The sequence below is a fragment of the Pseudomonas sp. 7-41 genome, from assembly GCF_021233075.1.
Classification (GTDB): domain Bacteria; phylum Pseudomonadota; class Gammaproteobacteria; order Pseudomonadales; family Pseudomonadaceae; genus Aquipseudomonas; species Aquipseudomonas veronii.
The window spans coordinates 5002987-5025935 of record NZ_CP089551.1 but is presented as its reverse complement, the minus strand read 5'-3'; the positions used below and the strand labels follow the sequence as shown (position 1 = coordinate 5025935).

Annotated in this window: 20 protein-coding genes; 12 read left to right on the top strand and 8 right to left on the bottom strand. The window is 61.1% G+C overall.

Annotation, left to right across the window (positions count from 1 at the left end; translation table 11 throughout):
• Window positions 1-27 precede the first annotated feature (27 nt).
• Together recQ and LQ249_RS22685 are read left to right on the top strand one after the other, a co-directional pair.
• The gene (recQ, locus tag LQ249_RS22690; protein ID WP_017845348.1) at window positions 28-2154 is read left to right on the top strand and encodes a DNA helicase RecQ; all 2127 of its coding nucleotides are present in this window, start codon (window positions 28-30) and stop codon (window positions 2152-2154) included.
• 121 nt (window positions 2155-2275) lie between these two features.
• The gene (locus LQ249_RS22685; RefSeq protein ID WP_017845349.1) at window positions 2276-2710 is read left to right on the top strand and encodes a MarR family transcriptional regulator; all 435 of its coding nucleotides are present in this window, start codon (window positions 2276-2278) and stop codon (window positions 2708-2710) included.
• A 136-nt stretch (window positions 2711-2846) separates the two neighbouring features.
• Here the strand turns inward: LQ249_RS22685 and LQ249_RS22680 are convergent, their stop codons facing one another.
• Window positions 2847-5036: a patatin-like phospholipase family protein gene (locus tag LQ249_RS22680; protein ID WP_057003856.1), complete on the bottom strand. Its 2190-nt coding sequence runs from the start codon at window positions 5034-5036 to the stop codon at window positions 2847-2849.
• Between the two features lie 84 nt (window positions 5037-5120).
• Here LQ249_RS22680 and LQ249_RS22675 point away from each other — a divergent pair, with 84 nt between their 5' ends.
• The gene (locus LQ249_RS22675; protein ID WP_017845351.1) at window positions 5121-5408 is read left to right on the top strand and encodes a SelT/SelW/SelH family protein; all 288 of its coding nucleotides are present in this window, start codon (window positions 5121-5123) and stop codon (window positions 5406-5408) included.
• 41 nt (window positions 5409-5449) lie between these two features.
• Here LQ249_RS22675 and LQ249_RS22670 read toward each other — a convergent pair whose 3' ends face one another.
• From LQ249_RS22670 to LQ249_RS22660, 3 genes are all read right to left on the bottom strand, one after another.
• Window positions 5450-5731, bottom strand: coding sequence for a hypothetical protein (locus tag LQ249_RS22670; protein ID WP_046488286.1), 282 nt, complete (start codon window positions 5729-5731; stop codon window positions 5450-5452).
• Window positions 5732-5858: 127 nt separating this feature from the next.
• Window positions 5859-6743, bottom strand: a complete 885-nt coding sequence (locus LQ249_RS22665) for a DMT family transporter (protein ID WP_169881315.1) — start codon at window positions 6741-6743, stop codon at window positions 5859-5861.
• Window positions 6744-6839: 96 nt separating this feature from the next.
• The gene (locus tag LQ249_RS22660) at window positions 6840-7592 is read right to left on the bottom strand and encodes an AraC family transcriptional regulator (protein ID WP_057003857.1); all 753 of its coding nucleotides are present in this window, start codon (window positions 7590-7592) and stop codon (window positions 6840-6842) included.
• Window positions 7593-7729: 137 nt separating this feature from the next.
• Here LQ249_RS22660 and LQ249_RS22655 point away from each other — a divergent pair, with 137 nt between their 5' ends.
• Window positions 7730-8539 (top strand): UDP-2,3-diacylglucosamine diphosphatase, encoded by an 810-nt coding sequence (locus LQ249_RS22655; protein ID WP_057003858.1) that lies wholly within the window; start codon window positions 7730-7732, stop codon window positions 8537-8539.
• Window positions 8540-8669: 130 nt separating this feature from the next.
• On the opposite strand, the gene LQ249_RS22650 is transcribed toward LQ249_RS22655, so the two are convergent.
• The 3 genes from LQ249_RS22650 to phhA form a co-directional block, all read right to left on the bottom strand.
• The gene (locus LQ249_RS22650; protein ID WP_442962246.1) at window positions 8670-9866 is read right to left on the bottom strand and encodes an amino acid aminotransferase; all 1197 of its coding nucleotides are present in this window, start codon (window positions 9864-9866) and stop codon (window positions 8670-8672) included.
• Window positions 9866-10222 (bottom strand): 4a-hydroxytetrahydrobiopterin dehydratase, encoded by a 357-nt coding sequence (locus LQ249_RS22645; RefSeq protein ID WP_017845357.1) that lies wholly within the window; start codon window positions 10220-10222, stop codon window positions 9866-9868. The genes LQ249_RS22650 and LQ249_RS22645 overlap by 1 nt, the downstream gene beginning before the upstream one ends.
• Window positions 10223-10327: 105 nt before the next feature.
• Window positions 10328-11119, bottom strand: a complete 792-nt coding sequence (gene phhA, locus LQ249_RS22640; protein WP_046382503.1) for a phenylalanine 4-monooxygenase — start codon at window positions 11117-11119, stop codon at window positions 10328-10330.
• A gap of 256 nt (window positions 11120-11375) precedes the next feature.
• Between phhA and LQ249_RS22635 the strand changes: the two genes are divergently transcribed.
• A complete protein-coding gene (locus LQ249_RS22635; protein ID WP_177030440.1) occupies window positions 11376-12959 on the top strand; it encodes a sigma-54-dependent transcriptional regulator in 1584 nt (527 codons plus the stop codon).
• A gap of 42 nt (window positions 12960-13001) precedes the next feature.
• On the opposite strand, the gene LQ249_RS22630 is transcribed toward LQ249_RS22635, so the two are convergent.
• Window positions 13002-13790 (bottom strand): hypothetical protein, encoded by a 789-nt coding sequence (locus tag LQ249_RS22630; RefSeq protein ID WP_177030439.1) that lies wholly within the window; start codon window positions 13788-13790, stop codon window positions 13002-13004.
• A 597-nt stretch (window positions 13791-14387) separates the two neighbouring features.
• On the opposite strand from LQ249_RS22630, the gene LQ249_RS22625 reads away from it, so the two are divergent.
• The 7 genes from LQ249_RS22625 (at window position 14388) to LQ249_RS22595 (ending at window position 22785) form a co-directional block, all read left to right on the top strand.
• Window positions 14388-15128 (top strand): flagellar basal body rod protein FlgF, encoded by a 741-nt coding sequence (locus LQ249_RS22625; protein ID WP_026139820.1) that lies wholly within the window; start codon window positions 14388-14390, stop codon window positions 15126-15128.
• A 67-nt stretch (window positions 15129-15195) separates the two neighbouring features.
• On the top strand, window positions 15196-15981 hold the full coding sequence (flgG, locus tag LQ249_RS22620) for a flagellar basal-body rod protein FlgG (protein ID WP_046382506.1): 786 nt from the start codon (window positions 15196-15198) through the stop codon (window positions 15979-15981).
• Window positions 15982-16034: 53 nt separating this feature from the next.
• Window positions 16035-16730, top strand: a complete 696-nt coding sequence (gene flgH / locus LQ249_RS22615) for a flagellar basal body L-ring protein FlgH (RefSeq protein WP_046382507.1) — start codon at window positions 16035-16037, stop codon at window positions 16728-16730.
• A gap of 27 nt (window positions 16731-16757) precedes the next feature.
• A complete protein-coding gene (locus LQ249_RS22610; RefSeq protein ID WP_164887039.1) occupies window positions 16758-17846 on the top strand; it encodes a flagellar basal body P-ring protein FlgI in 1089 nt (362 codons plus the stop codon).
• Between the two features lie 4 nt (window positions 17847-17850).
• Window positions 17851-19116: a flagellar assembly peptidoglycan hydrolase FlgJ gene (flgJ, locus tag LQ249_RS22605; RefSeq protein ID WP_046382509.1), complete on the top strand. Its 1266-nt coding sequence runs from the start codon at window positions 17851-17853 to the stop codon at window positions 19114-19116.
• A gap of 10 nt (window positions 19117-19126) precedes the next feature.
• Window positions 19127-21169 carry a flagellar hook-associated protein FlgK gene (flgK, locus tag LQ249_RS22600; RefSeq protein WP_232565920.1) on the top strand — a complete coding sequence of 681 codons (2043 nt, stop codon included), beginning with the start codon at window positions 19127-19129 and terminating at the stop codon, window positions 21167-21169.
• Window positions 21170-21183: 14 nt separating this feature from the next.
• The gene (locus tag LQ249_RS22595; protein ID WP_108524695.1) at window positions 21184-22785 is read left to right on the top strand and encodes a flagellar hook-associated protein 3; all 1602 of its coding nucleotides are present in this window, start codon (window positions 21184-21186) and stop codon (window positions 22783-22785) included.
• Window positions 22786-22949: the final 164 nt, after the last annotated feature.

The window sequence follows — 22949 nt, the reverse complement described above, 5'->3', positions numbered from 1 at the left end:
GGATTTCGGCGATATTTGGAGTTTTACATGCTCGAGCAGGCTCAACGCGTCCTCAAGGACATCTTCGGCTACGACAGTTTTCGTGGCCGCCAGGGTGCGATCATTGAGCGCGTGGCCAATGGCGGTGATGCCCTCGTCCTGATGCCGACCGGCGGTGGCAAGTCGTTGTGTTTCCAGGTGCCGGCGTTGCTGCGTAACGGCCTTGCCGTGGTGGTGTCGCCGTTGATCGCGCTGATGGACGATCAGGTGGCGACCCTTGAGGAACTCGGCGTTGCTGCCGCCGCATTGAACTCCACGCTCAGCGCCGAACAGCAGCGCGACCTGGCCGCGCGTATCAAGCGCGGCGAAGTGAAAATGCTTTACCTGGCCCCCGAGCGCCTGGTGCAGCCGCGCATGCTGGCCTTCTTGCAGAGCCTGGAAATCGCCCTGTTCGCCATCGATGAAGCGCACTGCGTATCGCAATGGGGGCATGATTTCCGTCGCGAATATTTGCAGTTGGGGCAGTTGGCGGAACTGTTCCCCGACGTCCCGCGTATCGCCCTGACCGCCACCGCCGACAAGCGCACTCGCGAAGAAATCGTCGAGCGTCTGCATTTGCAGAACGCCGAGCGCTTCCTGTCGAGCTTTGACCGGCCGAATATTTTCTATCGCATCGTGCCCAAGGAGCAGCCGCGCAAGCAGTTGCTGGCGTTCCTGTCCGAGCGGCGCAGCGATGCGGGCATCGTCTATTGCCTGTCGCGCAAGAAGGTCGACGAAGTGGCCGCCTTCCTGTGCGAGCAGGGTTATCCGGCGCTGCCCTACCATGCAGGCTTGCCCAACGACTTGCGTGCCTATCATCAGAAGCGCTTCCTCAACGAGGAAGGCCTGATCATGGTGGCAACCATCGCGTTCGGCATGGGCATCGACAAGTCCAACGTGCGCTTCGTGGCCCATATGGATCTACCCAAGTCCCTCGAGGCGTATTACCAGGAAACCGGGCGCGCCGGGCGTGATGGCCTGCCGGCCGATGCGTGGATGGTCTACGGCCTGCAAGACGTGGTGATGCTCAAGCAAATGCTGCAGAACTCCGAAGGTGACGAGCGCCACAAACGCCTGGAACAGCACAAGCTCGACGCCATGCTGTCACTCTGCGAAGAGACGCGTTGCCGCCGCCAGACCTTGCTGGCGTATTTCGACGAAGACATGCCCGAACCCTGCGGCCATTGCGACAACTGTGTCGACGGCGTGCAAACCTGGGATGCCACTGAACCGGCGCGCCAGGGTTTGTCTGCCATCTACCGCACCGGCCAGCGTTATGGCGTCGGCCATCTGGTGGATGTGTTGCTGGGCAAGGACAACGAGAAGGTGCGCAGCTTCGGCCACGAGAAACTCTCGGTCTACGGCGTCGGCAAGGCCCGTGCCGAAGGCGAATGGCGATCGCTGTTCCGCCAGATGGTCGCGCGCGGCCTGGTGGACATCGACATCGAAGGCTACGGCGGCCTGCGCCTGAACGACAGTTGCCGGCCGTTGCTCAAGGGGGAAGTGAGCCTGGAACTGCGCCGCGACCTCAAGCCGCAGACCACCGCCAAGAGCAGTACCAGCCAGGCCAGCCAACTGGTGCGCTTCGAGGAGCGTGAACAGTGGGAAGCCTTGCGCGCCCTGCGGCGCAAACTGGCGCAGGAACACAGCGTGCCGCCTTACGTTATTTTCCCCGACTCGACCTTGCTGGAGATGTTGCGCGAGCAGCCGACCACCCTGGCCGAAATGGGCCGGGTCAGTGGCGTGGGCGCACGCAAGCTGGAACGTTATGGCCAGGCCTTCCTCGAAGTGCTCGGCGGCCAGGCCGAAGCGCCGAAGGAAATTGCCGATATTCGCCACGAATTGATCAGCCTGGCGCGGGCCGGCATGACCCCGATCCAGATCGCTGGCCAGTTGCAATGCTCGGAAAAAAACGTCTACACGCTGCTGGCCGAATCCATCGGTAAGCAACAGTTGTCGTTAGAGCAGGCCCTTGATTTGCCAGAAGATTTGCTCGGTGAAATCCAGGATGCCTTCCTGGACGGTGAAGGCGAACTGCCACCAGTTGCGGAGATTGCACCGCTGTTCACGGGGCGGGTTCCCGAGGGTGTTTTGTACTGTGTGCGTGCCGCGTTGCAGTCTGAGTTCGAAATTTAGTGTGCCAATTGCGACGATGAAACGAATCAGTACAGACGAGCGCTTGCCTACTGACATGGCTCATGCTTAGCTGACTAATAATTAGTCATACTTTGTTTTCAGTCTAAACCATGAGTTTTTTATGCCGTTAACCGATCAACACCGTTTTGGCATGCAGTTGGCGCAAATGTCCCGAGGTTGGCGCGCCGAACTGGATCGCCGTTTGGCGGGGCTGGGCTTGTCTCAGGCACGCTGGCTGGTGCTGCTGCACTTGGCGCGTTTCGAAGAAGCGCCGACGCAGCGTGAGTTGGCACAAAGTGTCGGCGTCGAAGGGCCGACACTGGCACGCTTGCTCGACAGCCTGGAAAGCCAAGGGCTGGTGCAGCGCCAGGCGGTGGTGGAAGACCGGCGCGCCAAGCGCATCCTGCTGTGTGACAGCGCCCGACCGTTGATCGAGCAGATTGAAACCATCGCCACTGCATTACGCCATGAGTTGTTCGTGGGCGTGAATGAAGAGGACCTGCGGGTGTGCATGCGCGTGCACGGGCACATTCTGGCGAATCTGGAAAAGTCCTGACGTCAGGCGCAACAGAGATCGAATAGGTGGGAGTTGGCTTGCCTGCGATAACGGACATTCAGTCAATTGATCTGGCGACTGAAATACCGCCATCGCAAGCCAGCCAGCTCCCATCTTGGTTTTTACGGTCAGCGTTTCAGAAGGTCTGGCCGAGGTTCAGGTACACCGCCTGCTGATTGTCATCGTTGAACCCGTAGCTGAAATTCAGCGGCCCCAACGGTGTGTCGAAGCCCAGGAAAATACTCGCGGCGTTGATATAACCGCTGTCGAACTCATTGTCGTTGTTCCACGCTCTTCCGCGTTCCAGCGACGCGCCCAGGTACAGCGGGAAATCCAACGGCAAGTATGAGCGCGGCGTCAGGCGGCGGTAGTACACGGCGCGCATCAAGCTGACGTTCTGCCCCGAGATCGCGTCCTGGCGGAAGCCCGACAGCTGCCGTGCGCCGCCCAGTAGGAAGCTGGATATCACCACGTCCGTATTGTCCATGGTGCGTCCGTAGCGGCCGCCCAGTACGAGTGTGTCCGGGCCGTGGCTCATGGCCTTGTCCAGCTTGAATTCCCATTGCCGGTAGCGTTGATCGGACCCCAGCCCCGGTTCGAATTCGCGCCAAGCCAGGCCGATGTCTTCGCCGGTGTGGGGGAAGTACACGTTGTCCAGGGAGTCGAAGGAGTACTTCAGTTCGTAGAAGCCTTCGCTGAAGCTCACGCTTGGCAGGTCGCGGTCGCCGATGCGTACATCCGCCTTGCCCCAGGCTTCGCCGACGCCGAAACGCAGCTCGCCACTGTTGCCGATCTGGCGCCCGACGTTCAGGCCGAAACCGTAGCGTTCCAGGCGGTATTCGGAGATGGGGTCGTTGTCCAGAATCAGTTCGACATTCTGCGCCTGGGCCTTGAGGTAAGGGGCGACGAAATAGCGCGAGCCGGTGTCCATCGGTTGGTAGAACTCGCTGTACAGCTCTTGCCGATCGCCGATCTGCACCCGCGTCAGCCATTCCGCGCCGAGGCGGTTGATGCCATTCATGCGGTAGCTGGCGCCGAGGTTGAAGGCGCTGTCGCCACGCATGTCGTCCGACAGGTTCAGGCCCAGGCGCAGGTAGTCGGTGCCGCTGCGTTTGCCGCGTGCGCTGATCACCAGGGTGTTGTCGTGGCCTTTTTTCACCACGCGGTATTGCACCTGTTCAAAGTAATCCAGGCCATACAAGGTGCCCATGTCCACTTGCAGGCGGCTCAGGTTCAGCGGCTCGCCGAGGGCTTGGTGGATGTAATAGCGGATCACGTCGTCGCTGACTTTCGAGTCGTTCTCCACGCTGATCGCAGTGATGATCGGAGTCCGTTCGCCCGGCGCGCGCGCGGCCACCAGTTCCGGGTCGATCGGCTCGGCGGGACGCAGGTGGGCCAGGCGCACATCGAGGGCGCGGGTGGCGCGGTAGCCGGCGTCGATCATGTCCTTGGCGCGGCCGAAGTCGGTGACGCCGTAGGCGGCCAGAGGCGGCTGGATCAGCACATCCTTGGGGTGCAGGGCCTTGAGTTGTTCTTCGGAATTGCGCCGGGTCATCAGGGTGATGGACTGGTTGAGCACGTCCACCACCGTGGCCAGTTGCTTGCGCGAGCGCAGCGGCGTGCCGATGTCCACCACGATGGCGATGTCGACGCCCATCTCCCGCGCCACGTCCAGCGGGATGTTATCGGTCATGCCGCCGTCCACCAGCAGTCGGCCGTCGAGTTCCACTGGCGCGAACACGGCCGGGATCGACATGCTGGCGCGGATCACCTGGGGCAGATGGCCTTTGCTGAACACCACTTTTTCGCCGGTGGTGATATCGGTTGCGACGGCGCGAAAGGGGATCGGCAGCTTGTCGAAATTTCGCGTGTTGCTGCTGTGGGCAAACATGCTTTCCAGCAGCAGCGCGAGGTTCTGGCCCTGGATGACGCCCAGCGGCAGGCCGAGGCTGCCATCGTCGCGGAAACTGAGTTTCTGCTTGACCAGGAAGTCCCGGTCGTCCTGCTTGCGGCGAAACGGCACGTCCTCCCGGGGTGGCGCATCGGAGAGTGCCTGCTGCCAATCGATACCCAGTGCGAGCTTTTCCAGCTCATCAATCTTGTAGCCCGACGCGTACAACCCGCCGATCACCGCGCCCATGCTGGTGCCGGCAATTGCATCGATATGAATCCCTTGTTCCTCCAGGGCCTTGAGCACGCCGATGTGGGCCAGCCCGCGCGCGGCGCCGCCGGACAGCACCAGGCCGATTTTCGGGCGTGGGGTTTCAACCGCCTCGGCAAGAAGGGGCAGCAGGCACAGCAACAGGCAGGACAACAGGCGGCGCATCATGAATCTCGGGGCTGGACGATAAAGGCCGGTATTATAGCCACCCGACCCTCCCAGCCCGTTACGCCAGGAACCTGTCAAATTATGTCGCCGAATAAACCCGAGATCGTCATCACCTATTGCACCCAGTGCCAGTGGCTGTTGCGCGCCGCATGGTTGGCCCAGGAACTGTTGAGTACCTTTGCCGACGACCTGGGCAAAGTGGCGCTGGAACCGGCTACCGGCGGCGCTTTTCGCATCACCTGCGACGGTGTGCAGATCTGGGAGCGCAAGGCCGATGGCGGCTTTCCGGAGGCCAAGGTGCTCAAGCAGCGCGTGCGCGACCAGATCGACCCGCAGCGCGACCTGGGGCACAACGATCGCAAGGCGTGAAGGTCACCGCCGCACAGGGGCGGTGACCGGGCGATGCGCCCCTACTTGGCGGCCATCTTGCTCTTGATGAAACCGACGACCCACGTCAGCACCAGGCCGCCGACGCCACCGCCGACGATGTTGCTGCCGACCGTCGCCACATCCATGGCTTCGCCGCCGGATGTGCCCGTCAGCGCCGAGACGAGCTGGCCCAGCACCAGGCCGCCGACACCGCCGAGGAAGGTATTGAGCCCGGTGCCCAGGCTCTGCTTGGTCATCCCCGCCAGATTACCGCCGACGGCACCGCTGATGATCTGAACCAGCAAGCTGATAAGTGTTTCCATGATGCAACTCCTGCATAGCGTTAATGGCGTGACCACTCGCTTGCAGCACCGTTAAACACCCTGGCTGTCGTCGAGAAGTCTTTATCCGTCGACGACGACACACTGTTGCGGATGGGCAGAGTATAGATCAGGCCGTTGCAGCCGGCTGTTTGGCCTGGCTGGCGCTGCCCAGCAGGCCGGAAAGCACGATGGCGACGATGATCAGCGCGCCGCCCAGCAGCATGCGCAAGGTCGGGGTTTCGGCAAACAGCAGCCAGGCGACGGTGATGCCGTAGACCGGTTCCATGGCGAACACCACCGAGGCGGTGCGGGCCTTGATCACCGCGAGGCTGGCGACAAACAGGCTGTGGGCCAGGCCGGTACAGAACACACCGAGCAGGCCGATCCACAGCCAGTCGAGCGCGCGCACATCCGCCAGCCCCGGCGCCGCCACGGGCAGCAGGCACAGCGCGACCACCACGTTCTGGCACAGCGCCGCCTGTACCGCTGGAACCCGCCCGGAGCTGGCGCGGTTATTCAGTGACAGCAGGGAGAACAGCAACCCCGAGGCGATGCCCCAGAGCAGGCCGCCCGTGGCTTGGCTGGCGAGGTTGAAGTCCGGTGTCACCAGCACCAGGCCCACCGTGACCAGGGCCACCAGCAGCACTTCGTTGGCGCGGATGCGCTCGCGGAAGATCAAGCCTTCGAGGATCACGGTAAACGCCGGGAACGCGGTAAACCCCAGGGTGGCGACGGCCACGCCGGCGACTTTGACCGCGATGAAGAACGTTACCCAGTGCGCCGCCAGCAATACACCGCTGATCATCAGTCGGCGCCAGTCGCGCATCTGCAGCTGTTTCCACGGCGCATTGCTGGCGAACCGCGCAAAGATCGCCAGGGCAATCACCGCAAACGCGGCACGGCCGAACACGATGATGGTCGGCGAGGCGGCCGCCAGTTTGCCGAATACGCCGGTGAGGCCAAACATCAATGCGCCGATATGCAGGGCGCCGAGGGCTGAGCGGGGAGTCATTGGGATCCTTGAACCAACGGGGTGACAGGCGCGCAGTCTAGAGGTTGGGGGCGTGAGTGTCTGTCGCCCGACTGGCGATTTTTAGCGCAGGACTCGCTATTTTGTGGTGCGCCGCAGCGCGCTGGGCGCGGCGCCGAATTCGCGCAGCATCGCTGCCGCAAACGCGCTTTGCGAGGCATAGCCGACGCGCTCGGCAATTTCGCCGATGGGCAACGGCGTTTCCCTTAACAGGCCCAAGGCCTTATGCAGGCGGCGACTGCGGATGAAGTCCATGGGCGTCTGCCCGCACTCGGCGATGAAACGGGCATGCAGGCGCGCTACCGACAGGTCGGCGAGGCGTGCCAGGTCCGCGACTTGCAGAGGATGGGCGGCGTGCCGTTCGATATGTGCATTGAACGCGGCATAGGGCAGGCGGCGGCCCGGCACGCTGGGGGGCAGCGGATGATTGAGGCTGGCCAGCAGCAGTACCGCGCCTTGCTGGACGATCAGCGGGTCGTCCACCGGGCTGTGCGCCAGCCATTGCACCAACTGGCTTTGCCGCGAATCCAGGGCCAGACGCGCCGGTTGGTCGAGCAGGCGGCGGCTGGCATCGGCATGCTCGCCCAACGATTGCAGCACCCAGTGTTCGGTGGGCACGTCCAGCACCAGGCATCGGCTGCCATCGCGACTGCCGCAGGTGTGGTGGGCCGAGAAGGGCAACACCATCACGCTGCTCTCGCGGACCTGGCTGCCGCGCCCCTCCACTTCAAGGTCCAGGTGCCCGGACAGGCCGAAGACCAACTGCGCATGGTCATGGCTGTGGGCAATGGGTGCTTCGATGTAGTGGCGTAGCGTGAGGGACGCTCTCATCGCGCTCTCCTGGGCAGCAGGTTGCCAGTCTACAACGCTTCGCCGTCGGCGGGCGCTGTCATCAGACTGACGCACAGCTGTCATGGGCTATTAATCGCCAGGGCGCAAGCTCGCGAAAACACCGTCGAGGGATGCCCATGACCCGTGCCGAATTCGCTACACCCAGCCGCAAGCAACGGGTTCGTACCCTGTGGATTTCCGATGTACATCTGGGCACTCGGGATTGCCAGGCCGAACACTTGGCGCAATTTCTCAAGGGCTACCACGCCGACAAGGTGTACCTGGTGGGCGATATCATCGACGGCTGGAAACTGCGCGGCGGCATGTATTGGCCCCAGGCCCATACCAACGTGATCCGCCGCCTGTTGACCATGGCCAAGCGCGGTACCGAGGTGATCTATGTCACCGGCAATCACGACGAGTTCCTGCGTCGCTACTCCAAGCTGATCCTGGGCAACATCCAGTTGGTGGACGAAGCCATCCATGTCACCGCCGATGGCCGCCATCTCCTGGTGATCCACGGCGACCAGTTCGATGTGATCACGCGCTATCACCGCTGGCTGGCGTTCCTCGGCGACTCGGCCTACGAGTTCACCCTGACGTTGAACCGTTGGTTGAATCACTGGCGTGCGCGGTATGGCTACGGTTACTGGTCGCTGTCGGCGTATCTGAAGCACAAGGTGAAGACGGCGGTGAGCTTTATCAGCGATTTCGAAGAAGCCATCGCCCATGAAGTGACCCGGCGCGAATTGCATGGGGTGGTGTGCGGGCATATTCACCATGCGGAGATTCGCAAGGTGGGCGAGGTGGATTACCTCAACTGCGGGGATTGGGTGGAGTCGTGCTCGGCGTTGATCGAGCACTGGGACGGGCATATCGAGTTGTATCGGTTGGCGGATGCGCAGGCTAAAGAGGCGCAGCTGAAATCGGAGATGGTCGCGGGTTAAGGCCTGGCTCGGCCCAACAAGTGGGAGCGGGCTTGCTCGCGATCGCGCAGTGTCAGTCACTGTATTTGGCGACTGATCCATTGCTATCGGGAGCAAGCCCCCTCCCACATTGGGCTTTGCATTTCTTCGGTTAAGTGTGCGAAACGTCTGCAATGGCTTGCGCCAGCAGCGTCAATCGCGTCGCATCGATCCCCGCGACGTTGGCTCGCCCCGAACTGACCATATACACGCTGTGTTTCTCGCGCAGTTGCTTGACCTGTTCGGCGCTCAAGCCGGTATAGGAAAACATCCCACGTTGTGCGCCGATATGTGCAAAGCGTTCGGCCAGCCCGTGTGGCGCGAGCGCCTCCACCAGCCCGGCGCGTAACTGTGCGATGCGCGAGCGCATGGCTTCTACTTCGTCGCTCCACTGTGCCTTCAGCTTGGCATCGCCGAGGATCGTCGCGACGACTGCCGCGCCGTGATCCGGCGGAGTCGACCACAGGTTGCGCGCGATATTCGCCAACTGGCTGCGCACATCCGTCAGCTTTTCGGCATCCGCCGCACACACGATCAGCGCGCCGACACGGTCGCTATACAGGCCGAAGTTCTTCGAGCAGGAGCTGGTGATCAACACTTCCGGCAGCTCGCTCGCGAACAGGCGAACCGCCCAGGCATCCTGCTCCAGGCCGTCGCCAAAGCCCTGGTAGGCGAAGTCGATCAGCGGCAGCAGGTGGCGTTCGCGCACGATCTGCAGGACCTGGCGCCAGTCAGCCTGGGACAGGTCGAAACCGGTCGGGTTATGGCAGCAGGCGTGCAGCAGCACCACGTCGCCCTCGGGCACCGTGGATAAGGTCGCCAGCATCGCGCTCACATCCAGGTGATTGTCCGCGCCGACGTAAGGGTAGTGACTGACCTTGATCCCGGCCTTGGCGAAGATGCTTTCGTGGATCGGCCAGGTCGGGTTGCTCAGCCATACGCCGCGGCCGGGCAGGCTGTGGGCGATAAAGTCGGCGCTCAGGCGCAGGGCGCCGGTGCCGCCTGGAGTCTGGGTCGCACCGGCACAGTGTGCGCGCAGCAGCGTGGACTCGGCGCCGAGCACCAGTTCGCTGATCAATCTGCCGAACGCAGCGTCGCCGTGGCCGCCAATGTAGGTCTTGGTGGTTTGCTGCTCCACCAGGCGCTGCTCGGCGAGTTTCACGGAAGGGAGGATCGGTGTCAGCCCCTGGTCGTCCTTGTACACGCCCACGCCGAGGTCGAACTTGTTCGGGTTGGCATCCTGGGCATACAGGTCCATCAGCCCGAGGATCGGGTCGCCGGGCACGCGGCCAATCGCATCGAAGTGCATTATTTGCGGCCCTCGGCATCCTTGGCCACTTCGTCGGTGCGCGCGGCCATGATGAAGTCGTTGCGGTGCAGGCCTTTGATGGAGTGGCTCCACCAGGTCACCGTGACCTTGCCCCACTCGGTGAGCAGGCCAGGGTGGTGACCTTCGGCTTCGGAAATGGCGCCCATGGCGTTGGTAAAGGCCAGGGCGAACTTGAAGTTCTTGAACAGGAAAACCTTTTCCAGTTGCATGACGCCATCGCGGACTTCGATGTTCCAGTCGGGGATCTGCTTGAGCAGCACCGGCAGTTCTTCATCGCTGACTTGCGGGGCATCGGCGCGGCAGGCTTCGCAGTGGGCTTGGTTCAAGGTGGTCATGTGGGGTGTCCTGAATTCGAGTGTCTGGAAAACGGTCGTCAGTGGCGTCACCCTAAAGCAACGCGGAGCCAGGGAACAGATTCACCTGGTATCAAAACCTACGGTTCACGCCGCTTTGGGTTTGGGTGGGAACTTCGGTGCGTGCAGACCCAACTGCATGCCGCGCTCGACCATGCCCATGATGTCTTCCTGGGCGACATCGAACAGGCGCTTGAGCTCGGGCAAGACAAAATATAGCGGTTGCAGGATGTCGATGCGATACGGTGTACGCATCGCCTCCAGCGGGTCGAAGGCCTGGTGCTCGGGTTCGGACGACAGGCTGTACACCGTTTCCTTGGGCGACGACAAAATACCGCCACCGTAGATGCGCCGGCCTGCGGGCGTATCCACCAGGCCAAACTCGATGGTCATCCAGTACAGGCGCGCCAGGTACACGCGCTGCTCTTTGGTGGCCGCGAGGCCGAGCTTGCCGTAGGTGTGGGTGAATTCGGCGAACCAGGGATTGGTCAGCAGCGGGCAGTGGCCGAAGATCTCGTGGAAAATATCCGGCTCTTGCAGGTAGTCCAGTTCTTCGCGGGTGCGAATAAAAGTCGCCACCGGAAACTGCTTGTTGGCGAGTAACTCAAAGAACGTCTGGAAGGGGATCAGCGCCGGCACGCGGGCGACTTGCCAGCCGGTGGTCTCGGCCAGCACCGTGTTGATTTCGCTCAGTTGCGGGATGCGGTCCAGGGGCAGGCCGAGCTTGTCGATGCCGTCCAGGTATTCCTGGCAGGCCCGGCCCTCGATCACCTTCAACTGGCGTGTGATCAGGGTGTTCCACACCGCGTGTTCTTCCGGCGGGTAGTGGATAAAACCTTGCGCATCGGGCTCGCGGGCCACGTAGTGCGTCTGCTTCATACGGCTCTCCTGCTAGGCATTCGTTCTTGTTATGTCCTGCGATGTACGTATTGATAACCCGATTGGGGTGAGATTCCAGCGGCCTGCGCAAGGGGACCGTAGGAAAATTTACCGATATTCGTAAAGTATTCGTTACGGAATGGCCGTTCATTGATGTGTTGGGCTGTGAAAAGACGGCTGACTGTCACATAATCTTGACGACTATCTGCGCCCAGCGACAAAAAGACGCGGCGCCTACCCTTCTTCGGGCCTTTTCATGCGTATCAAAGTGCATTGCCAGAACCGCATCGGCATCCTGCGGGACATTCTCAACCTGTTGGTGGAGTACGGCGTCAACGTCGCCAAGGGCGAGGTCGGCGGTGAGCATGGCAATGCCATCTACCTGTTCTGTCCGAATCTGGTGAACATGCAATTCCAGGCGTTGCGCCCGCAGTTCGAGGCGATTGCCGGGGTGTTTGGCGTAAAGCGTGTGGGGCTCATGCCCAGCGAACGTCGGCACATGGAGCTCAATGCGTTGCTCGGGGCCCTGGAGTTTCCGGTGCTGTCCATCGACATGGGCGGCTCGATCGTCGCCGCTAACCGCGCGGCCGCGCAGTTGCTCGGGGTGCGGGTGGACGAGGTGCCGGGCATCCCGCTGTCGCGTTACGCCGAGGATTTCGACTTGCCGGAACTGGTGCGCGCGAGCAAATCGCGGATCAATGGCCTGCGGGTCAAGGTCAAGGGTGACGTATTCCTGGCGGACATCGCGCCGTTGCAATCCGCCGAACACGACGACAGCGAAGCCATGGCCGGCGCAGTGTTGACCCTGCACCGTGCCGACCGCGTCGGTGAGCGCATCTACAATGTGCGCAAGCAGGAGCTGCGTGGCTTCGACAGCATCTTCCAGAGTTCCAAGGTCATGGCTGCCGTGGTCCGTGAGGCCCGACGCATGGCGCCGCTGGATGCGCCGCTACTAATAGAAGGCGAAACCGGCACCGGCAAGGAGCTGCTTGCCCGCGCCTGTCACTTGGCCAGCCCTCGTGGCCAATCGCCGTTGATGGCGCTCAATTGTGCCGGTTTGCCGGAGTCGATGGCCGAGACCGAGCTGTTCGGCTACGGCCCCGGCGCTTTTGAAGGGGCACGGGCCGAGGGCAAGCTGGGGCTGCTGGAGCTGACGGCGGGCGGTACGCTATTTCTTGATGGCGTCGGGGAAATGAGCGCACGCCTGCAGGTGAAGTTGCTGCGGTTCCTGCAGGACGGTTGCTTTCGCCGAGTCGGCAGCGATGAAGAGGTGTACCTGGATGTGCGGGTGATCTGCGCAACCCAGGTGGACCTCTCGGAACTCTGCGCGCGGGGCGAATTCCGTCAGGACCTTTATCACCGCCTGAACGTGCTGTCGCTGCATATCCCGCCGCTGCGCGAATGCCTCGATGGCCTGGTGCCGCTGGTGGAACACTTCCTCGATCAAGCCAGCCGGCAGATCGGCTGCCCGTTGCCCAAACTGGCTTCGGCGGCCATGGAGCGACTCAGCCATTACCACTGGCCGGGCAATGTACGGCAGCTGGAAAACGTCCTGTTCCAGGCGGTGTCGCTGTGTGAGGGCGGGACGGTCAAGGCTGAACACATTCGTCTGCCGGACTATGGCGTGCGTCAGCCGCTTGGCGATTTCTCTCTGGAGGGCGGCCTGGAAGCCATCGTCGGCCGGTTTGAAAAGGCCGTGCTGGAAAGTCTGTATGCCGAACATCCCAGCAGTCGGCAGTTGGGCAAGCGCTTGGGCGTCTCCCATACAACGATTGCCAACAAGTTGCGAGATTATGGTTTGGGCAAGGAGGGCAAAACCCCTGAACACGCTGCTCGATAGACGCCATGTCCAGGGTTTTCTGCGAGGGGTGACACGGCGGCGTCAATACATCGCGTAGCTTGGATCTTGATGGATGAGCACGGTGTCATCTGTTTCTTTCTCAACCCAGGCCATGTAAGGCGCTTCATTGGGTGGGGGGGAAAAGAGTGTGGTCAGTGCGTAGTCTTTATGGTTCTGCAGTTTTTCAAGGCTCTGATTGATCTCCGGAGGAAGACGCCCGTACTTTCCGGATCTCAGTTCGTTGGCAGAAATCCCTTCGTTGTTATAGGTGGGTATAAGCATTGATAAGTCGATATGTTCAAGCAACGCTGAGCCATTGGGCGGAAATACCGTCCCCTCTGTAGAACTTTCGATTTCAATGGGGCTGCCGCCGTTTTCAGGGAACCATGCCAATGATCCGCTTATTGAGTCATTCTCCTCTTTAACGCGAGAGACCAATTGGTAGTTTTGGTTCTTATCCAGTTTTTCCAGTTCCCTGAGTGCGCTGTGCGATAACGCTCCAAACTTGCCGCTGCGTACATCGTTGGCGGACACGCCCAGGCCGGTCTCGATGGTCCTGCCGGGGATGTTGTCCAGCAGCTCCAGGAACGCCGAGGTCGTCGGGTCTAGGTCGCAACAGGGCGGCAGTGTCCCGGCATCGTATTCCCCAGCTCGGCTTTCCCAGTATTCTTTATTGTTAGGATTCAGCTCCGGGTGTATCTCCAACTCGCGCCGTTGTTCGGGTGATAGGCTGCTTAATGGCTCGAACCGGTCTAGAATTTCGTTATAAGAAAATTGTTTTTGCCAAGTTGTCGTCATGTGCGTATGGGGTGCATTATCAATACCAGGCATTTCAGTATCCTTGGAAAATAATAAGTTGATAAGGTGCGAATGATCGGAAAGTAGTCGTGACCGCTTTGCGTCGCACCGAAGTTACGGGTGCTGTATTTGAACGCCAAGTGGGTTTTGATCAGTAAATGTAAAAAGCTATCGGACTATTCTTGTTTGGAGTTGGCTTTGTCGGGGTTTTATAAAAAACAAGCCAGCTACATATGTACTCACGCATTTACGGGGCCGTCAGGCATATGGTTTTTTTGGCGCTTGTAATGGTCGGACAACAAAACCTCGGCCCCGTCGTTTCGAGGTGGCCAACGGGGAGGGCAAGTGCCCAGTGGCTTGCCAAGTGTTTCAGCGGTTCGGCGTGCTCCGCGCTCCACCCATGCGTAGCGCTTGAGCGCCGGGAAAAGCCTGCGGGACACCAAGCGTTGCCGTCTGCGGCATAACTCCGCCGTTTTTTCGACTCCGCCTGGGCCTGCCTTTTTTCACGCCTTGCCGCAAACCCTTGCCCCGCCTGGGCTTTCTGCACTTTTTGAAAGTTGGTTCGCAAATTGCTTAAGCCTCATCAGTACAGCGGTGGGCGGCAAGCGTCCGTCAGAAAGAGGATAGAGCGTGGACAAGTACCTTTACGTGGCAATGACCGGCGCCAGCCAGAATGCTCTGGCGCAGAAGGCCCATGCCAACAATCTGGCGAACATTTCCACCAACGGCTTCCAGCGTGACCTTGAGCAGGCGCGCTCGATGCCGGTGTTCGGTGACAGCTTTCCGGCGCGGGCGTTTGCCATGACCGAGCGGCCTGCCACCGACTTCTCTCCGGGTGCCATGATCGAAACCGGTCGTGACCTCGATGTGGCGGTCAGCGGTGACGGTTGGATGGCCGTGCAAACCCCCGATGGCGGCGAAGCCTACGTGCGCAGCGCCAGCATGAATGTGGATGCGCTCGGCGTGCTGCGGGCCGGCAATGGCATGCCGATCATGGGCAACGGTGGTCCGATCGCCGTGCCGCCGCAGCAGAAGATCGAAGTAGGTGCCGACGGCACCGTCAGCATCCGCGCAATGGGTGAAGGCCCGCGGGTGATGGCTGAAGTGGACCGGATCAAGCTGGTCCAGCCCGACCTCAAGAACATGACCAAAGGCCTGGACGGCACCATCCACACCAAGGACGGCCAGCCGGCCCAGGCCGACGCGAACGTCAAGCTGACCTCGGGGTTCCTGCAGGCGAGCAACGTCAATGCGGTGGAAGAAATGACCGCGGTGCTGGCGCTTTCCAAGCAGTTCGAGCTGCACATCAAGATGATGAACAGCGCTAAAGAAGACGACCAGGCCATGACCCGCGTTCTGGCGATGAGCTGATAGCGGTTTCACTGAATACTAATTTTGCGGCGCAGCGCCAACAAACAGGCGCACGAAGGAGAACAGCATGCTTCCGGCTCTATGGGTTGCCAAAACAGGTCTGTCCGCCCAGGACACCAACCTGACCACCATCTCCAACAACCTGGCGAACGTTTCGACCACGGGCTTCAAACGTGATCGCGCCGAGTTCCAGGACCTGCTCTATCAGATCAAGCGCCAGCCAGGCGCCCAGTCGACCCAGGACAGCGAACTGCCGTCGGGCCTGCAATTGGGTACCGGTGTGAAGATCGTCGGCACCCAGAAGAACTTCACGGCCGGTAACCTGCAGCAAACCGGTCAGCCTCTGGATATGGCGATCAACGGCAAAGGGTTCTTCCAGATCCTGCAACCAGACGGAACGACGTCCTACTCTCGTGATGGTTCTTTCCACCTGGACTCCAACGGCCAGATCGTCACGTCCAACGGTTTCGCCCTGGAACCGGCCATTATCGTGCCGGCCAATGCCCAGACCTTCACCGTCGGCAACGATGGCACCGTGTCCATCACCGTGGCGGGCAACCCGGCGTCGCAAGTGATCGGCAACCTGCAAACCGCCGACTTCATCAACCCGGCCGGCCTGCAAGCCATCGGCGGCAACCTGTTCCTGGAAACCGCCTCCAGTGGCGCGCCGCAAATCGGCACCCCGGGCTTGAACGGCTTCGGCACCACGCTGCAAAGCACCCTGGAAACCTCCAACGTCAGCACGGTGGAAGAGATGGTCAACATGATCACCACTCAACGCGCCTACGAGATGAACTCCAAGGTGATTTCCACCGCCGACCAGATGCTTTCGTTCGTTACGCAGAATCTGTAATCAAGTCTATGGGGCGCTCCTGAGGGCGCCTGCAACACCGTGAGGTTAGGGTCATGAATCGCTATGTTTCCGTTCTGGCATTGAGTGGGATTGCCGTGCTCGCGGGCTGTGTCGCCCCGACGCCAAAACCCAATGACCCGTACTACGCGCCGGTGTTGCCACGCACACCGCTGCCGGCGGCGGCCAATAACGGCTCGATCTACCAGGCCGGTTTCGAACAGAACCTGTACGGCGACCGCAAGGCGTTCCGGGTCGGTGACATCATCACCATCACCCTCAACGAGAAGACCACGGCCAGCAAGAACGCCAACTCGCAGGTGGGCAAGACCAGCAAGACCGGTATTGGCCTGACCTCGTTGTTTGGTGCCGTGCCGAACACCAACAACCCCTTGGGCAGTGGCGACTTGAGTTTGAGCGCCGGCTACAGCGGTGACCGCGCCACCAACGGCAAAAGCTCCGCTGGGCAGAACAACAGCCTGACCGGTTCGATCACCGTGACAGTGGCCGATGTATTGCCCAACGGCATCATCGCCGTGCGCGGTGAGAAGTGGATGACCCTCAACAGTGGTGACGAGCTGGTACGCATCGCCGGCATGGTCCGTGCCGATGACATTGCCACCGACAACACGGTGCCTTCGACGCGTATTGCCGATGCGCGCATTACCTACTCGGGTACGGGTTCGTTTGCTGATGCGAGTCAGCCGGGCTGGTTCGACCGTTTCTTCCTTAGCCCGCTGTTCCCTTTCTAGGTGGCCACTTTGAAATTCAAACAGCTGATGGCGGCGGCACTGTTGCTGTCGCTGAGCGCAGTCGCCCAGGCTGAACGCCTGAAAGACATCGCCAGCATTTCCGGCGTGCGTTCTAACCAGTTGATCGGCTACGGCCTGGTGGTCGGGCTTAACGGTACGGGTGACCAGACCACCCAGACCCCGTTCACCCTGCAGACCTTCAACAACATGCTCTCGCAGTTCGGCATCAAGGTGCCGTCGGGCTCGGGCACCGTGCAACTGAAAAACGTCGCGGCCGTGTCCATCAGTGCCGACTTGCCGGCGTTCTCCAAGCCGGGTCAGGTGGTGGACATTACCGTGTCGTCCATCGGTAACTCGAAAAGCCTGCGCGGCGGTACCCTGTTGATGACGCCGCTCAAAGGTATCGACGGCAACGTCTACGCCATCGCCCAGGGCAACCTGGTGGTGGGCGGGTTTGACGCCGAAGGTCGCGACGGTTCGAAGATTACGGTGAACGTGCCATCAGCCGGGCGCATCCCTGGCGGCGCCACGGTTGAACGCACCGTGCCCAGCGGCTTCAACCAGGGCAACAGCCTGACCCTGAACCTCAACCGTTCCGACTTCACCACCGCCAAGCGCGTGGTCGACAAGATCAACGACATGCTCGGCCCTGGCGTCGCCCAGGCCATCGACGGCGGCTCGATCCGGGTCACTGCGCCGCTGGACCCAAGCCAGCGCGTGGATTACCTGTCGATCCTGGAAAACCTCGAGGTCGACCCCGGTCAGGCAGTGGCCAAGGTCATTATCAACTCGCGCACCGGCACTATCGTGATCGGCCAGAACGTCAAAGTGTCGCCGGCCGCGGTGACCCACGGCAGCCTGACCGTGACCATTACCGAAGACCCGATCGTCAGCCAGCCTGGGCCGTTGTCCAATGGCCAGACCGCCGTGGTACCGCGCTCGCGGGTGAACGCCCAGCAAGAAGCCAAGCCAATGTTCAAGTTCGGCCCCGGCACCACCCTGGACGAGATTGTCCGCGCGGTGAACCAGGTGGGCGCGGCGCCCGGCGACTTGATGGCGATCCTCGAAGCATTGAAACAGGCCGGCGCCTTGCAAGCCGACCTGATTGTGATCTGAGGCCATGGCCATGGATATGCGCAACAGCGGGATCAGCAGCACGGCGGACTCGGGGTCTTATTCCGACCTGAACCGGCTTAACCAGCTCAAGGTCGGCGCCGACAAGAACAGCGACGGCAACATGCGCAAAGTGGCGCAGGAGTTCGAGTCGCTGTTCCTCAGCGAGATGCTCAAGTCGATGCGCTCGGCCACCGACGCCCTGGGCAAGGACAATCCGCTGAACACTCCGGCCGCCAAGCAGTACCAGGAAATGTACGACCAGCAGTTGGCTGTCTCGATGTCCCGCGAAGGCGGTGGTATCGGCCTGGCCGACGTGCTGATGCGTCAGATGCAGAAGAACAAGCCGGTGGACGCCCAGGCGGCCACCTTGCAGGGCCCGGCGGCGGCTGAGCCGGTGAAGAAAGTCGACGTACCGACGGAAATCGCCGCCGGCACCCAGGCGACCGGGCCGCTGGGCCGCTCCAATGGCCAGCGCCCACTGTGGGCCTACCGCGTGGCTGTCCCCGAAGGCGCCAGCGCTCACACCAACGACGTGGCTCTGATGAACCAGCGCCGCCTCGCCTTGCCGAGCAAACTGACCGATCGACTGCTCGCCGGCATCGTGCCGAGCGCGCCGGTCGCGATCGATGCCAACCGCGCGCCACTGCGTAACAGCGTCGCCGATGACAACGTGATCAACAGCAGCGCACGCAGTTTTGCCGTGCCCAGCGGCCGCATGCAGGTCTACGGCCGCGCCGTGGCCCAGCCGCCGTTGGCCCCGGCGAAGAAAGCCTTCAGTTCCCAGGACGAATTTGTCGCCACCATGTTGCCGATGGCCAAGGCTGCCGCGGCGCGTATCGGTGTCGATCCGAAGTACCTGGTGGCCCAGGCCGCCCTGGAAACCGGTTGGGGCAAGTCGGTGATGCGCGCCGACGACGGCAGCAGCAGCCACAACCTGTTCGGTATCAAGGCCGGCCAGAGCTGGCAGGGCGGCCAGGCCCGCGCGATCACCAGCGAGTTTCGCGATGGCGCGATGGTCAAGGAAACGGCGCAGTTCCGTTCCTACGATTCCTACCAGGACAGCTTCCATGACCTAGTGACGTTGTTGCAAAGCAATGATCGCTATAAAGAAGTTGTGAAGTCAGCCGACAACCCGGAACAGTTTGTGCGCGAGTTGCAAAAAGCCGGCTATGCCACCGATCCGGATTACGCCAGCAAGATTTCGCAGATTGCCAAAACGATGAACAGCTACCAGAACTACGCTGCCGCGGGCGCGACCACTCATTTATAAGGTCTGAATCATGAGTTTGCTCAATATCGGGATGTCGGGGCTAAACGCCGCTCAAGGATCGTTGTCGGTCTTAAGTAACAACATCGCCAACGCCAATACCGCAGGCTACTCGCGTCAGCAGACCACTCAGAGCGCCAGCGCTTCGAACCAGTACGGCGGTGTGTTCATCGGCAGTGGCACGACGTTGGCGGATGTGCGCCGGGTTTATAACGAATTCCTGGACGCGGCCTACCAGAACAGCACGTCGCTCAACAGCGATGCTAAGGCTTATGCCGATCAGGTCAGTGCTGTCGACAAGACCTTGTCGGACAAGACCACCGGCATGTCCTCGGTACTCAGTGCATTCTTCTCCGCGGTGCAGACCGCGGCCGCCAACCCCAGTGACACGGCCGCCCGGCAGGTGCTGCTGACCAGCGCGCAGACCCTGAGCAACCGGTTCAACTCGATCTCCTCCCAGTTGAACCAGCAGAAAGAGTCGATCAACGGCCAGTTGAGCACCATGAGTGATCAGGTCAATCAGTTGACCTCCTCGATTGCCTCGCTCAACAAGCAGATCAGTCAGGTCCAGGGCTCGACCAACACTGCGCCGGCCAATTTGCTGGATGCGCGTAATGAAGCCGTGCGCTCGCTCAATGAGCTGGTGGGGGTGACCACCAGTGAAAAGAACGGTGTGTTCAGTGTCAGCACCGGCTCGGGCCAGTCCCTGGTGCTGGGCGACCAGTCCAACAGCATTTCCGCCGTGCCGAGCAAGAGCGACACCAGCCAGTACACCATTGAGTTGAACGTGGGCGGCGGGACCTCTGTGGACCTGGGCAACGTGCTGTCCGGCGGCAGCATCGGCGGGTTGCTGCGTTATCGCAGTGATGCGCTGATGCCGGCCATCAATGATCTGGGGCGTATCGCTCTGGCGACGGCCGATACGGTCAACAATCAGTTGGGCCAAGGCCTGGACCTGAATGGCGACTTCGGCACCTCGCTGTTCAAGGACATCAACAGCGCGACAGCGATTGCCCAGCGCAGCCAGGGCGCCGTTGGTAACAGCAGTGCTGGCAACCTGAATGTGAGCATCGCCGATACCAGCAAGCTGTCGACCTATGACTATAAGGTCACCTTCAGCAGCGCCAACAATTACACCGTGGTGCGTTCCGACGGCAAGGCCATGGGCGCGTTCGACGTCACCACCACGCCGCCGCCGGTGATCGATGGGTTCACCTTGGCGTTGGATGGCAAGGGGGCGATGGCGGCGGGCGATAGCTTCAAGGTCAGCCCCACCGCGACTGGCGCCACCAATATCGGCACCGATATGACGGACTCCAATAAAATCGCGTTTGCCGGGCCTTTACTGGGCGAAAGCAGTAAAACCAATCAGGGGACTGGCACTTTCACACCACCGAGCCTGACGCTGCCGATCGACATTCATGGCGGTGCGACTACCGCTCAACTGCGCGCCGGGATTGAACACTCAATGCCGGTGAAGATGGTCTTCGGCAAGCCGGCAGCCGACGGTACCCAGGCCTACACGCTCAACGATGCTCAGGGCAACTCGATAGGCAGCGGCACGATTGTGCCGGGCCAGGGTAACAAGATCACCGTCAACGTACCGATGCGCGATGCCAGTGGTGCGCTCGTCGTACCGGCCGCGAGCTTCGGTTTCGATACGACCGTCGGCGGCTCGCCGACCGATGGCGACAGCACCACGTTCTCGTTCAATGCCTCCGGCAGGTCGGACAACCGAAATGCCCAGGAACTGCTCAATCTGCAGACCAAGGCCTCGGTCGGTCTGGCCGATGGCAGCGGGGGCGGGGTGAGCCTGGTCGCGGCCAACAGCCGCCTGGTGTCCACCGTGGGGGCCAAGGCCGCCTCGGCCACTACTGACACCACGGCCACCGGCGCGTTGTTGACGGCCAACAAAAACGCACGCAACTCGGTGTCCCAGGTCAACCTGGATGAAGAGGCGGGCGACATGATCAAGTTCCAGCAGTACTACACCGCGTCGTCGCAGATCATCAAGGCTGCGCAAGAAACCTTCACTACGCTGATCAATAGTCTTTAAGGGAGTCTGGGACGATGCGAATTTCTACACAGCAGTATTTCGAAACCAGCTCCGCCAAGTATACGGATAACTATTCCAGTGTGGTGAAGGCCCAGGATCAGGCCAGTTCCGGTGTGCGTGTGCAAACCGCCGCGGATGATCCGGTGGCGGCCGCCCGTTTGTTGTTGTTGCAACAGCAGAAAGACATGCTGGGTCAGTTCAATGGCAATATCACCAGCCTGAAAAACTCCCTGACCAACGAAGAAAGCGTGCTCAGCTCGATCAACGATGCCTTGCAGCGCGCCACTCAGTTGGCCCTGCGTGCCGGCGGCTCGATCAGCGATGCCGATCGCCGCTCGATTGCCAGTGAAGTCGGGGCGATCGAGGATCAGGTCCTGGGCATGCTCAACAGCAAGGACTCTTCCGGCAACTACTTGTTTTCCGGTTCCAAGACCCAGACCCCGCCCTACAGCCGCAACAATGACGGCACTTACAGTTATCAAGGCGATGAAACGCCGCTGACCCTGCAAGTCTCCAATACGTTGAAGATCAGCGCCGGTGATACCGGCAAGACCATTCTGGAGGGCGCCGCCAACACCAGTCGCACCCAGGCCACATGGCTTGCCCCTGTGCCTCAGACGGTGCCGCCGACGGTCAATGACAACAAGGTTGCGCTGTCGGCCGGCTTGGTGACTTCAAGCGCCGACTACTCCAACAAGTTCGCCGACGGCCAGCCGTACAAGCTGACCTTTACCAGCAGCACCCAATACAAGGTGTCCGATAAGAACGGCACTGACGTGACCTCGGAGATTGCGGGTAACGGCACCTTCGATGCCACCAAGGAAGGCAGCACCAGCGTGGCACTGCGTGGGGTGAAGTTCGACATCACCATGGGCCTCGGGGATGTTGCCCCGGGCGCCAACTCCGATGCGCTGGTCAAGGATCGCTCGTTCAGCCTGGAAGCCAAGCCGGATACGTTCAGTATCTCGCGCACGCCAAGCAACACGTCTACTGCGCAATTGAACGGTGCCACCGTGTCCAACCAGACGGACTATGCCAGCACGTTCCCGAGCAACAGCGGGGCGCTGATCAAGTTCACCAGCGCGACCGCCTACGAGGTGTACGCCCAACCCTACACGGCCGCTAGCAAAACCATTGCCACCGGTGATACCGGTGGTGGTACGACCTTGACGGCGGCCGGGGTGACGTTTGACATCAGCGGCGGTACGCCACAAGCGGGCGATCAGTTTTCCGTCGGTGCCAATACCCAGAAAACGCAGAATGCGCTGGACACCCTCGGCCAATTGCGCAAGGCACTGGAGCTGCCGGCCGACGGTAATCCGGCGGCGACGGTCAAGCTCAAGGACGTGCTGGATGCCTCCATCAGCAACTTGGCCAACTCAATGTCCCAGATCACTAACGTGCGCGGTGACATCGGTGCGCGGGGGAACGCCCTGGATATTCAGTCCGGCGAAAACACCAGCGTCGGTCTGGCCAACACCAGCACCATGAGTGACCTGGCTAACGTCGACATGGGAGAGGCGGCGATCAATCTGACGCTGCAGCAGACCATGTTGCAGGCTTCACAGCTGGCCTTCGTTAAAATTTCCCAGTTGAGCCTGTTCAGCAAAATGTGATTTCAGCGTGACAACACCGCGGCCCGCTCTGGAAACAGGGTGGGCCGTTGTCGTTTTTACGGCTCAATTGTTCAAAGGTTTTGCATAAACCGCACAAAATTGAGTGACCTGTGAGTCATAAAGCGCATCTTCACTGTATCGTATGAAAAGGATAAGTCGTCACA

Excerpts from the sequence above, each read along its gene's own strand:
- recQ (WP_017845348.1), top strand. The coding sequence starts at position 28 with ATGCTCGAGCAGGCTCAACGCGTCCTCAAGGACATCTTCGGCTACGAC.
- LQ249_RS22685 (WP_017845349.1), top strand. The coding sequence starts at position 2,276 with ATGCCGTTAACCGATCAACACCGTTTTGGCATGCAGTTGGCGCAAATG.
- LQ249_RS22680 (WP_057003856.1), bottom strand. The coding sequence starts at position 5,036 with ATGCGCCGCCTGTTGTCCTGCCTGTTGCTGTGCCTGCTGCCCCTTCTT.
- LQ249_RS22675 (WP_017845351.1), top strand. The coding sequence starts at position 5,121 with ATGTCGCCGAATAAACCCGAGATCGTCATCACCTATTGCACCCAGTGC.
- LQ249_RS22670 (WP_046488286.1), bottom strand. The coding sequence starts at position 5,731 with ATGGAAACACTTATCAGCTTGCTGGTTCAGATCATCAGCGGTGCCGTC.
- LQ249_RS22665 (WP_169881315.1), bottom strand. The coding sequence starts at position 6,743 with ATGACTCCCCGCTCAGCCCTCGGCGCCCTGCATATCGGCGCATTGATG.
- LQ249_RS22660 (WP_057003857.1), bottom strand. The coding sequence starts at position 7,592 with ATGAGAGCGTCCCTCACGCTACGCCACTACATCGAAGCACCCATTGCC.
- LQ249_RS22655 (WP_057003858.1), top strand. The coding sequence starts at position 7,730 with ATGACCCGTGCCGAATTCGCTACACCCAGCCGCAAGCAACGGGTTCGT.
- LQ249_RS22650 (WP_442962246.1), bottom strand. The coding sequence starts at position 9,866 with ATGCACTTCGATGCGATTGGCCGCGTGCCCGGCGACCCGATCCTCGGG.
- LQ249_RS22645 (WP_017845357.1), bottom strand. The coding sequence starts at position 10,222 with ATGACCACCTTGAACCAAGCCCACTGCGAAGCCTGCCGCGCCGATGCC.
- phhA (WP_046382503.1), bottom strand. The coding sequence starts at position 11,119 with ATGAAGCAGACGCACTACGTGGCCCGCGAGCCCGATGCGCAAGGTTTT.
- LQ249_RS22635 (WP_177030440.1), top strand. The coding sequence starts at position 11,376 with ATGCGTATCAAAGTGCATTGCCAGAACCGCATCGGCATCCTGCGGGAC.
- LQ249_RS22630 (WP_177030439.1), bottom strand. The coding sequence starts at position 13,790 with ATGCCTGGTATTGATAATGCACCCCATACGCACATGACGACAACTTGG.
- flgG (WP_046382506.1), top strand. The coding sequence starts at position 15,196 with ATGCTTCCGGCTCTATGGGTTGCCAAAACAGGTCTGTCCGCCCAGGAC.
- flgH (WP_046382507.1), top strand. The coding sequence starts at position 16,035 with ATGAATCGCTATGTTTCCGTTCTGGCATTGAGTGGGATTGCCGTGCTC.
- LQ249_RS22610 (WP_164887039.1), top strand. The coding sequence starts at position 16,758 with ATGGCGGCGGCACTGTTGCTGTCGCTGAGCGCAGTCGCCCAGGCTGAA.
- flgJ (WP_046382509.1), top strand. The coding sequence starts at position 17,851 with ATGGCCATGGATATGCGCAACAGCGGGATCAGCAGCACGGCGGACTCG.
- flgK (WP_232565920.1), top strand. The coding sequence starts at position 19,127 with ATGAGTTTGCTCAATATCGGGATGTCGGGGCTAAACGCCGCTCAAGGA.
- LQ249_RS22595 (WP_108524695.1), top strand. The coding sequence starts at position 21,184 with ATGCGAATTTCTACACAGCAGTATTTCGAAACCAGCTCCGCCAAGTAT.